The sequence below is a fragment of the Vicinamibacteria bacterium genome, from assembly GCA_035570235.1.
In the GTDB taxonomy this organism is placed as follows: Bacteria; Acidobacteriota; Vicinamibacteria; order Fen-336; family Fen-336; genus DATMML01.
In genome coordinates, this window is sequence record DATMML010000102.1 from 1 (window position 1) to 10,894 (window position 10,894).

General features: G+C 70.4%; 13 protein-coding genes. 11 read left to right on the plus strand and 2 right to left on the minus strand.

Going from position 1 to position 10,894, the window contains the following annotated elements:
- The 11 genes from VN461_18875 to VN461_18925 all read left to right on the plus strand — a co-directional run.
- The coding region (locus tag VN461_18875) for a hypothetical protein (GenBank protein ID HXB56833.1) at positions 1-1,132 on the plus strand (1,132 nt) is incomplete at its 5' end.
- A gap of 28 nt (positions 1,133-1,160) precedes the next feature.
- Complete coding sequence (locus VN461_18880; GenBank protein ID HXB56834.1) at positions 1,161-2,087, plus strand: ABC transporter ATP-binding protein; 927 nt, start codon at positions 1,161-1,163, stop codon at positions 2,085-2,087.
- Positions 2,088-2,090: 3 nt separating this feature from the next.
- Positions 2,091-2,936 (plus strand): ABC transporter permease subunit, encoded by an 846-nt coding sequence (locus VN461_18885; protein HXB56835.1) that lies wholly within the window; start codon positions 2,091-2,093, stop codon positions 2,934-2,936.
- A complete protein-coding gene (locus tag VN461_18890; protein ID HXB56836.1) occupies positions 2,933-3,856 on the plus strand; it encodes an ABC transporter ATP-binding protein in 924 nt (307 codons plus the stop codon). The genes VN461_18885 and VN461_18890 overlap by 4 nt, the downstream gene beginning before the upstream one ends.
- Positions 3,853-4,689: an ABC transporter permease gene (locus tag VN461_18895; protein ID HXB56837.1), complete on the plus strand. Its 837-nt coding sequence runs from the start codon at positions 3,853-3,855 to the stop codon at positions 4,687-4,689. The genes VN461_18890 and VN461_18895 overlap by 4 nt, the downstream gene beginning before the upstream one ends.
- A gap of 32 nt (positions 4,690-4,721) precedes the next feature.
- Entirely contained in the window at positions 4,722-5,753 is a 1,032-nt protein-coding gene (locus VN461_18900; protein HXB56838.1) for a hypothetical protein, read from the plus strand.
- A 214-nt stretch (positions 5,754-5,967) separates the two neighbouring features.
- Entirely contained in the window at positions 5,968-6,453 is a 486-nt protein-coding gene (locus VN461_18905; protein HXB56839.1) for a hypothetical protein, read from the plus strand.
- 132 nt (positions 6,454-6,585) lie between these two features.
- On the plus strand, positions 6,586-7,278 hold the full coding sequence (locus tag VN461_18910; GenBank protein ID HXB56840.1) for a glycosyltransferase family 2 protein: 693 nt from the start codon (positions 6,586-6,588) through the stop codon (positions 7,276-7,278).
- Positions 7,275-8,531, plus strand: a complete 1,257-nt coding sequence (locus VN461_18915) for a hypothetical protein (GenBank protein HXB56841.1) — start codon at positions 7,275-7,277, stop codon at positions 8,529-8,531. Before VN461_18910 ends, VN461_18915 begins: the two co-directional genes overlap by 4 nt.
- Positions 8,532-8,585: 54 nt before the next feature.
- On the plus strand, positions 8,586-9,122 hold the full coding sequence (locus tag VN461_18920) for a phosphatase PAP2 family protein (GenBank protein HXB56842.1): 537 nt from the start codon (positions 8,586-8,588) through the stop codon (positions 9,120-9,122).
- The gene (locus VN461_18925) at positions 9,119-9,805 is read left to right on the plus strand and encodes a TIGR04282 family arsenosugar biosynthesis glycosyltransferase (protein ID HXB56843.1); all 687 of its coding nucleotides are present in this window, start codon (positions 9,119-9,121) and stop codon (positions 9,803-9,805) included. The genes VN461_18920 and VN461_18925 overlap by 4 nt, the downstream gene beginning before the upstream one ends.
- 30 nt (positions 9,806-9,835) lie before the next feature.
- Here VN461_18925 and VN461_18930 read toward each other — a convergent pair whose 3' ends face one another.
- On the minus strand, positions 9,836-10,174 hold the full coding sequence (locus VN461_18930) for a cytochrome c (GenBank protein HXB56844.1): 339 nt from the start codon (positions 10,172-10,174) through the stop codon (positions 9,836-9,838).
- 150 nt (positions 10,175-10,324) lie between these two features.
- On the minus strand, positions 10,325-10,894 hold a 570-nt coding region (folE, locus tag VN461_18935; protein HXB56845.1), incomplete at its 5' end, for a GTP cyclohydrolase I FolE.

Here is a 10,894-nt window from a genome sequence, read left to right on the forward strand (position 1 = left end):
GGCGGTCCGGCGGGGGGCCACGCGCCGGGAGCTGCTCTTCCTGCTCGCTCCCCTCGGGCTCTCCCTCTACCTGACCGCCCTCTACAACTTCGCGATCACGGGCAGCATCCGCCCCGACGCCCTCTTCCTGGCCTGGGGCCCGGGGGGAGTGCGCACCGCACACCTCGGCCAGGGGGTCCTGGGAATTCTCCTTGACGCGAGGTACGGGATCCTGCCCTACGCGCCCATCTACCTCGTGGCCGGCGGCGGCCTGCTCATGGACGGCGCGGCTCGCCTCCGGCAGGCCCTACCCGCGGCCGGGGTCTACTACCTGACCGTGGCCTCCGCCGACAACTGGGCGGGCCCGGTGTCGAACCTGGGCCGCTTCTTCATGCCCCTGGCTCCGCTCCTGGTCGCATTCATCGGAGTGGCCCTGGCCCGCGTCTGGTCCCGGCGGGGGTCGGGAGCGCTTGCCCTCATGCTCGCGGGCTGGACCGCGGTCCTGTCCTTCGCCCTTTGGCAAGACCCCCATGCCGCCAACGACTCCGCCCTGCTCCTGGCCAAGAGCACCTTCGCCGACGGCCGCGTCTACATCCCCGGCCTCGTCCTCAAGACGTGGAGCGAGGCCGCCCCCGGCCTGCTCCCGCAGCTCCTGGCCTGGATCCTTCTCGGTCTCCTGCTCGCTCTCTGGCTTCTGCGGGCGGGGCGGAGCCGGGGCGGAGACTCGCCGCTCACCACGCTGGCGGCGGTCGTGGGGCTGCTGCTGGCGGGGGGACTCCTCCTCGAACGCTGGCCCTCATCCTACACGGCTCCCCGGTTTCACGACGGCATCGAGCTGCCGGAGGGGAACATGGCCTTCCTCTCCGGCCCCGTGCGGGTCGAGGGGGGGGAGGTCGTCTCGGGAGCGGGTACGGTCGAGCTCATCGTCCGCTCCCGATCGCCCCAGACCTCGCTCCCCGCGATCGCGGGGGGGGAGGGCGTGCTGAGGCTGCCCGGCCGCGCGCCCATTCTCGTGCATCCCGCGGGCGCGCTTCTGGAGGTGCCGCTCCGGCCCTGGCGGACACTCGAAGGTAGGAACGGCGCTCAGGAGACCTTCTCGCGGCAGCAGCTGGGCGTGGAGGGCGCGCTCCTGCTCCGCTTCGGCCAGAATTAGTTGAACAAGCACCGGGAGAGACTCGTCCATGGCTGAAGTGGCGGCACCGCTCGTGGAGTTCCGGGACCTCGCGGTCTCCTACGGTCTGGTGCCGGCCCTGGCCGGCGTGTCCGGGGCCTTTCCCGCCGGTCCCACCGGCCTCCTGGGGCCGAACGGAGCGGGCAAGACCACCCTCCTCAAGACCCTGCTCGGCTTCCTGACCCCCGATCATGGAACCCTCATCGCCTTCGGCCTCGACCCCATCCGCTCCCCGCTGGAGGTACGCCGGCGGATCGGCTACATGCCGGAGGTGGACTGCCACCTCCCGGACATGACCGCCTCCGCTTTCGTCGCCTTCGCGGGGGAGCTGTCCGGGCTGCCGCGGGGCGAGGCCATCAGCCGCGCCCACGAGGTGCTCTACTACGTGGGCCTGGGGGAGGCCCGCTACCGCACGGTCGACACCTACTCCACGGGCATGAAGCAGCGCGTCAAGCTGGCCCAGGCCCTGGTCCACGATCCCGACCTCCTGCTCCTGGACGAGCCCACCAACGGCCTCGATCCCCAGGGTCGGGAGGAGATGCTCACCTTGATCCGCGACCTCTCCACGCGCCGGCAGATGAGCCTCATCCTCTGCTCCCACCTGCTCCGTGACGTGGAGCGCGTCTGCGAGCGGGTGATCGTCATGAACCAGGGGGTGGTGGCCACCTCCGGGACCATGGCCGAGCTGACGGGCCCCCGCCGCGCCGCCTACGACGTCCGCCTCAAGGGCGAGGCCACCGCCTTTCTGACCGACCTCCAGGACAAGGGCTGCGAGTGGCGGGAGGCGGAAGAGGGTTACCGCGTGTTCCTGGCCGACGGCCAGGGGCCCGAGCTGATCTTCGCCACCGCGCGCGAGTGCGGCGTCCAAGTGCGGTACCTGCGCCCGGGGGCGGAGACCCTGGAGGACGTGTTCCTGCGGGCGCTGGGGGAGAGCTGAAGCGTGCCCATCTACGAGCAGACTTACCGCCGGTATGAGGCGCGGGAGCCGCTGCGCGCGGTCCGCTTCTGGCCCATCACCCGCGAGGCGCTGCGGATCATCCTGGCCCGGCGGGCCTTTCTCGGCCTGCTCGCCAGCAGCTGGATCCCGTTTATCGTCCGGGTTGTCCAGATCTACGTGGTCACGCGCTTCCCCGAGGCGGGGCGCATCCTCCCCGTGGACGGCCGTCTCTTCGGGGAGTTCCTGAACCAGCAGATCGTCTTCACGCTCTTCCTTTCCATCTTCGGGGGTGCGGGCCTCATCGCCAACGACCTCAGGACGGGGGCGATCCTCGTCTACCTCTCGCGCCCCCTGACCCGCCGGGACTACGTGCTCGGCAAGCTGGGGGTGCTCCTGGCCCTCAACCTCTCCGTCACCCTCGTCCCCGGCCTCCTGCTCTACGCGATCGGCCTCGCCCTTGCCCCCGAGCAGTTCCTGAAATGGAGCTTGGCCTGGATCGGTCCGGCGGTCGTGCTCCATTCGGCGGTGGTGAGCCTCTCCGTGAGCCTCCTCGCCCTCGCCGTCTCTTCCCTCTCCCGCAGCGCGCGGGTGGCGGGTCTGGGCTTCTTTGGCCTCTTCCTCGGCCTGGAAGTCGTGCGCGGGATTCTGGCCCAGGGCTTCGGTCTCCGGCCTGTCGCTCTCCTCTCTCTGCGGGCGAACCTCCGGGCCCTCGGCGCGGCTCTCTTTGGAGTGGTGGAGCGGGGACCGAGCCTGCCCTGGTCCTGGCCGGCCGCGGTGCTTCTGGTGGTCGGCCTCCTGTGCCTCGTTATACTGCGCTCCCGGGTGCGCGCGGTGGAGATCGTCCGGTGACCGTGGCTCCGCTCGAGTTCGCGCGCGCCTCGCGCTGGTACGGCCCCGTCATAGCCTTGAACGACGTCACGGTCGCGATCCCTCCCGGCGTCACCGGGCTCCTGGGGCCGAACGGCGCGGGAAAGTCGACCTTTCTCAAGCTGGCCGCGGGTCAGCTGTCGCCCAGCCAGGGCGAGGTTCGCCTGCTCGGCGTGCCCGCTTGGGGCTCGCCCGCGGTCTTCCACCGCGTGGGCTTCTGTCCGGAAGTGGACGCCTTCTGGGAGGGGCTCACCGGCCTGGAGTTTTTGGTCATCCTGCTGCGGCTGACCGGCTTCGACGAACGCGAGTGCCGGGAGCGTGCGGAGAACGCGCTCACAGAGGTCGCGCTCTTGGACGCGAAGGACCGCAAGATCGGCGGCTTCAGCAAGGGGATGCGCCAGCGCGTCAAGCTCGCGCAGTCGATCGCCCACGACCCCGAGGTGCTCTTCCTGGACGAGCCGGTCTCGGGGATGGACCCCGTGAACCGCCGGAGGGTCATCGACCTCGTGAAGCGCATGGGCCGGGAAGGGCGGACGGTCGTGGTCTCGAGCCACATCCTCCACGAGGTGGAGGCCATGACCCGCCGGGTCCTGCTCATCCACAACGGCCGCATCCTGGCCGAAGGAGACGTGCGGGAGATTCGCGACCTCATGGACGAGCACCCCCACACGGTCGCCGTGCGCGCGCGGGACCCCCGGAGCCTGGGGGAGGCGGTCGTGCGGCTGCCCCACGTGCTCTCTCTGAGCTTCGGGCCGGAGGGGGAGTGGGTCACCGTGCAGACCGCGAAACCGGACGAGTTCTACGGTGCTCTGTCCGGGGCCGCCATCGAGGCCGGGGTCCTGGAGATGTACTCCCCGGACGAGGATCTGGAGTCGGTCTTCAAATACCTGGTCGCCCGATGACGGACGGCATTACGGCTCGTGCCCGGGGGCGAGACACCACCCGCCCCCTCGCGCTCGTAGCGGCCGCCCGCGGCGTCTTCGACCTCGCCCTCCAGGGCATGGTCTGGACCCGTCGCAGCCTCCTGATGGCGATTCTCCTCGGGCTGCCCGCGGCGGTCAGCATCCTCTACCGCGTCGTGCCCACGGCCTGGGTCCCGTCCCGTCTTAGCGGCCCGGATCTCTACGCCTTGATCGCGGTTTTCTATTACGTTCGCAACTTCCTCCCCTTGGCCGCCCTCTTCTACGCGACCGCCCTCATCGCCGACGAGGTGGAAGGCAAGACTCTTCCCTACCTCCTGACCCGGCCCATCCCGCGCTCTGCAATCCTCCTCGGCAAGTTCGCGGCCTACCTGACGACCACCCTCACCCTGACCCTGCCCGCGACGGTGGTGACCTTCTTCCTCCTCCTGACCGCGCGCGGTTTCGCCGGCCTGGGGGCGTCGGTACCGGATCTTTTCCGGGACATGGGGGTCATGATCCTCGCCCTGCTTGCCTACGGTGCACTCTTCACCCTGCTGGGCGTGCTGCTGCGGCGTCCCGTGATCCCGGGGCTGCTCTTCCTGTTCGCCTGGGAGCTCATCGCCAACCTGCCCGGCTACCTGCCAAGGTTCACCATCACCGTATGGCTGCGCTCGCTCATGACCCACCGTCCCGCCGAGGAGGGGTTGGCCGGGCTCTTCGGCCAGACCCTTCCCGCCGGACTGTGCCTGGGGGTGCTCGCGGCCCTGATCGCAGGCTTCCTGGGCCTGTCGCTTTGGATCTTTTCCACCCGCGAATACGTACTCGAGCAGTAAGAGGCGTAGACTGAAGGGGGAGGGGTAATCGCATGACGGCCAGCCGCCGCGTCGCTTTCATCTCCATGATCGTGGTTGGCGTGGGCACGGCGGCCGCACTGGGCGCCCTCTACCTCGACCCCGCCCGGGCCGCGGTGGGCCCCCTGCCCGCCGAAGGCCTCGCCTTGCCGGGCGACGCGCGCTTCGTGATGGGCATGGACGTCAGGCGGGTGACCGCCAGCCCCTTGTACAAGCGCTACGCGAAGGGCTCGCCGGGCCAGGCCTTCCCCCGCGACAGCGCCTTCCACGCCATCGAGGAAAAGACGGGAGTCAACCCCGAACGGGACGTGGACCAGCTCCTGCTCGTGGGGCGGGGGGGGTCCGGAGTCGACGCGGCGCTCGTGCTGGTCCTCGGCAGCTTCGACCGCGGCAAGCTCTCCCGGGCCATCGAGACGGAGAAGAAAGGGAAGGTCACCTGGAAGGACTACCTGGGCACGACCGTTTACCTCTTCGACGAGGGAGCGAAGGGAACAGGGGCGGTGGCTTTTCTGGACGACCACTCCCTGCTCGTGGGTTCCCAGAGCGCGGTCGAGACAACCGTCTCCAACCGAACCCAGGGAACTTCCGGCTTGCGGCAGAACGCGGCCCTCGTGGCCCTGCTCGAGCGGGTGAAGCCCGGCTCCACGTTTTGGATGGTGGGCGACCAGACCCTGCTCGCCAACCTGCCCCGGGCCTTTCCCAACCCGGCGGGAGGCCCGGACGGGTCGGGCGGCAGCCTCACCCTGCCTTCGCTCAAGAGCCTAATCGTGACCGGCGACCTGGATCCCGCGCTGGTGGTGGCCATCACGGGGGAGACTCCCGACGCGGCGGCGGCAAAGAGCTTGGCCGACATGGTCCGAGGCCTCCTGGGCTTCCTCGCTCTCCAAGCCAACCAGAAGCCGGAGCTCCGGGAGCTCGCCCAAGCCATTAGCGTCACGACCGAGGCGAGCCGGGTCCAGGTCAACGCTCGCTTCCCCTACGAGCTGCTGGATGCCCTCCAGCCCAAGACGCCGGTGACGGCGGGGCCGGCGGGCTCCGCGAAGTAACCCTCCGCCGCCCGCGTCCCGGGCTTGGATCTCGCCCGTCCCGGATGCCCGGGGCGGCCAGTTTCGCGGAGGCTTCGGGAGTACGACCCCTGTTTGATAGGCGGGCCTGGGTCGACGGGAGAAGGCATGCCGGCGGCCGGCCAACTCTCCGACTGGCCCTCCCGGTTGGAGCGCATGAGGTGAGCCGTGTCAGGCGGGAGGTGAGGGCATCCGCATGACGATGGTTCTCATCGTGTCGTTGGTTGCTATGGCGGCGCTCGGACAAGTCAAGACTCGCAAGCCAGAACTTCCGCGATCCGTGGTGTTCGTGTGCGAGCATGGAAACGTAAAGAGCCTTATTGCCCGCGAGTGGTTCAATCGCCTGGCCGCTTCGCGTGGCCTCGACCTCCGTGCCCTATCGCGGGGCGTGACGCCGGAGAAATCCGTCCCCCCCGCCATAGCGGCCGCGCTCCGGGGCGACGGATTCGATGTCGGCGGCTTCGAGCCGCGGGCCTTCAGCGCAACTGACGCGACGGGAGCGGTGCGAGTCGTGGGAATCGGTGTCGACCTGTCTTCCGCAGGCGAGCGGAGCGACACGCCCCTGGAAACATGGCAAGACATTCCACCCGCCAGCGAGGACTATGCGGCGTCCCGCGACGCGCTCCGGGCTCGAATCGAGGTCCTGCTGAAGAGGTTGGAGAGCGCAGAGCCCCGACCCTGATCGCGGGATGTCCGGGTATCGCCGACCGACACCTTCCCTCCCCACGCCCCTTCTCGCTGCTGCCGATCGATGAGTTCTTCCGCGGAACGATCGCGGCCCGAGCGCGGAGGCTGGGGTAGACTCGAGCCTCCCATGGCGGAACCCCGCGTGGCCATCATCATTCCCGTCCTCGACGAGGAAGCGGCCATCGGCCTGGTCCTGGCCGAGCTCCCGCCCCTGGCTCTCGAGGTCATCGTGGTCGACAACGGCTCGACCGACCGCACGGCGGAGATCGCCCAAGCGGCGGGAGCCCGGGTGGTGCGCGAGCCCCGGATGGGCTACGGCCAGGCTTGCCTGGCCGGGATCGCGGCCGCTCCAGGCGTGGACATCCTCGCCTTCCTGGACGGAGACCATAGCGACTACCCGGCCCAGCTCGTAGACGTCCTCGCCCCCATCTTGGCCGGCCACGCCGACCTCGTGATCGGCTCGCGCGGCCTGGGTCGGCGGGCCCCCGGCGCGCACCCCCGGCACGCCGTGCTCGGAACGCGGGTTTGCGTCGGCCTCATGAACGTGCTCATCGGCACGCGGGCCACCGACCTCGGACCCTTCCGGGCCATCACGGCCCCCGCCCTGGAGAGTCTGGGCATGCGCGACCGCACGTTCGGCTGGACGGTGGAGATGCAGGTGAAGGCCGCCCGCCGGGGGCTGCGCGTGGTCGAGGTCCCGGTGGACTATCGCCCGCGCATCGGCCGCAGCAAGGTGAGCGGTACGCTCGGGGGGAGTTTCCGGGCCGCGGCCAAGATTCTGGGCGTCATTGCGCGCCACGCCTTGAGCCGGGCCGGATGAGACGGGCGGTCCTGCCCCTCTGCGGGGCGGTCTTGAGCGTCTGTGCCCTGGCCTGGTGCCGCCAGGGGGATGCGACGGGCCGGGTGGCCTCCCACCTCGCGCTCTACGGCTTGGCTTTCGTGGCGTACCTGGGCGGCCTGGAGGCCGCGCGGGGGCTCTCTCGCCGGGGCCTCCTCCTCGCACTAGGCCTGGCCGTCCTCTGGCGGGCGGCCCTCGTGCTCGCCCCGCCCCTCCTGAGCAACGACATCAACCGGTACGTGTGGGAGGGTCGGGTCCAGGTCCACGGCGGCAACCCCTATGCCTGGCCGGACCGCCCCGACGCTCCGCGCTGGGAGTCGCTCCGGGACGGAGTCTGGCGCGGCCTCAACCACGCCGACTACCCGGCCATCTACCCGCCTCTGTGGCAGCTCGCGGCCTGGGCCGTGGTAAAGGTCTGCGATTCCGTCACCGCCATGAAGGCCTTCCTCGTGCTCAGCGAGCTTCTCATGCTGTGGCCGCTGGCTTTGGTTTTGAAGCGGCGCGGCTTGCCCCCCGAGCGGCTGCTCGTGCTGGCCTGGAGCCCGCTCGCCCTGGTGGAGATCGCGGGCAGCGGGCACAACGAGGCGTTCGGCATGCTCTTCCTGGTCCTGGCCCTGGCCGCGCTCGAGTACGGCCGGCCCCTGGCCTCCGCGGTGGCGGCGGCTCTGGGCCTCCAGGCCAAGTTCCTGCCCGGCCTGGTGGCCCTGGCCTGGGCCCGGCGCTATCGACCGGGGCAGCTGCTCCTGGCCGCGGGGGCGGCGCTGCTCCTCTTCCTTCCCTACGCGAGCGCCGGCCACGTCTTCTGGCTGAGCCTGTCGAAGTACGCCTCCTTCTGGCGATTCAACGAGACCCTCTTCGCGGCCCTCCTCGCCCTCACGGGCAGCCACCGCGCGGCCGCCGTGATCGCGGCCGCCCTGGCCGTGGCCTTGTCCCTGGCCCTGGCCGCGGCCCGCACGGAGCCGGTCGCGGCGGGGACCCTTGTGGTGGCCGCCTCCCTGCTCCTAGGCCCGAACGTGCTGCCCTGGTACGCGCTCTGGTTCCTGCCCTTCCTCGTGGTCCGCCCCGAGCCCGCGGCCCTCCTCTTCACGGGGACGGTCGCCCTCGTCTACCTCGTCTACCCGGCCTGGCAGTCGGGGGAGCGCTGGGAGGTCGGCTGGGGGATCCGCGCCCTGGAGTATGGGCCGTGCCTCGTGGTGGCGGTCTGGACCGCCCGCGCGCCGCGCCCCCTTCGCTAGACGCGTCCGGACCGGCATCGCCGCCCATTTCGCCCCGTGCTAGGCTGCCCGCGCGTGGAAGGCGATATCCTCCTCTGGATCCATGGTTGGGCGGGGCCGGCCTCGGACGCGGCCTTCTGGCTGTCCCACCAGCTCGCCGATCTCCGGTTTTGCTCGATCCTCGTCAGCCTGGCCTGTCTCTGGCACCTCTGGCGCGGGGAGCGCGCGGAGTCGCTGCTGTGGCTGGTCCTCGGCCTCACCACCCTGGGCCTACAGGAGAGCCTCAAGGTACTGGTGGCGCGCCCGCGCCCCCATCTCTGGCCGGGGCTGATCCCGCAATCCGGATTTGCGTTCCCGAGCGGCCATGCCCTCGCGTCCGCCACCTTCTACCCGCTTCTGGCTCGGGACGTGGCTCACGGCTGGCCCCGCGCCCGATATCTCGCCTGGGGCACCGCCGCCGGCCTCGCCCTCTTCATCGGGGTCGGGAGGCTCTACCTCGGCGTCCACTGGCCGAGCGACGTGCTCGCCGGCTGGGCGTTGGGCGCGGGGCAGACCGCGCTCGGCCTCCGCCTCCTCGAGGGACGCCGCATGCCACCCCCGCCGGACGCTTGAGCGCGTCCGGCCGCGACGTCCTGCTCGTCTTCTTGAAGGCGGCCCGCCCGGGAGCCGTGAAGACCCGCCTCGCCGCTGCCCTCGGCAAGGCGGCCGCGGCCGAGCTGTACCGGGTCCTGGCCGAGGCGGAGGTCCGCCACACCACCCCCCGCCGGGGAGAATACGAGCGGCGGTTCTGCTTCACGCCCAAGGGAGCGCGCGCGGCCATGGAGGCCTGGTTTCCGGAGGAGGTCTTCGTGCCCCAGGAGGGGGCGGACCTGGGGGCCCGCATGGCGAGGGCGTTCGACCGGGCCTTCCGCGACGGCGCCCGCCGTGTGGCTATCATCGGCGGCGACGTGCCCGCGGTCTCGAGGGAGATCGTCCGGGAGGCGTTCCGGTCGCTCAAGGGTTACGACGTGGTCCTGGGTCCCGCCCGCGACGGCGGCTACTATCTCCTGGCCCTGAGCCGCCCGCGGCCCGGACTCTTCCGGGGAATTGCGTGGGGCTCATCGTCCGTCCTGGCCGCGACGGTCAAGAAGGCAAGGGGGCTGGCGGTGCGGCTGCTGGAGCCGCTCACCGACATCGACACCCTCGGGGACCTCAGGACCGAGTGGAGGCGCCTCGCCCCGCTCCTGGCGGCCCACCCCGCCCTGCGCCGAGGCATCGCCCGCGCTCTGAAGGGGAGCCCGGGCGTTTCCGGCTGAGGGAGCGGCCCACGGCCTAGCGGGGCGAGCTCACTTCTTCAAGCTGCCGACATAGGCCACGAGGGCGTCCAGATCCTCGGGGGGGAGGTGTTTGAAGGAGATCATGGGAGGCGTGCGTGTGGCCTTGGCCTTGGCCGCCTGCTCACGGGGGTTGGTGAGCCACTCCTTGATGTCCGCCGCGGAGAGCTTGCTGCCCATGCCGTCCAGAACTCCCTTGGCGTTGCCGACGCCCCCGACGGAGTGGCACGTCCGGCAATGCTGCTCCGAGAACAGCGCCTTGCCACGCTCGACATCCTTGGCTTCCTCGGCAGATGCGAGGGTCCCCAGGGCCACGGCGGCCGCGAGCCCGAGCAGGCATCGACGACGCATAACACCTCCTTGTGATCCTCCTCCGGCGACGCGCATTCTCGTCGCGGGGGGAGGCCCGGTCAACTCGGGGGGGCGGTCGAGACGGGCCGGCTCGGGGGCATAGCGGACGAGCCGGTCCCGGTTAGAGCGCTCGCCCCCGAAGCCGGAGGCTCAGTGCACCCCCGCCTTCCCCCGCTTGATCAGGGACAGGAACTCTTCCCGGGTCTGGACCTGGTCGCGGAAGGAGCCGAGCATGCACGAGGTCACCGCCACCGAGTTCTGCTTCTCAACCCCCCGCATCATCATGCAGAAATGCATGGCCTCGATGACCACCCCCACGCCACGGGGCTTGACCTTGTCCCGAATGGCCTCCGCGATCTGCACGGTGAGACGCTCCTGGACCTGGAGCCGGCGGGCGAACATGTCCACCAGGCGCGGCACCTTGGAGAGGCCCACCACCTTGCCCTTGGGCAGGTAGGCCACGTGAGCCTTGCCGTAGAACGGGAGCAGGTGATGCTCACAGAGGCTGAACACGTCGATGTCCGTGATGATCACCATCTCGTCGTAGCTGACCGTGAAGAGGGCCTTGTTGAGGAGGGCCTCCGGGTCCTGGTGATAGCCCTGGGTGAGGAAGCGCAGGGCCTTCTCCACCCGGTCCGGCGTCTGCACGAGCCCCTCGCGGTCGGGGTCCTCACCCAGGCCGGCCAGGAGCGCGCGCACATGCCGTTTCATGTCATCGGG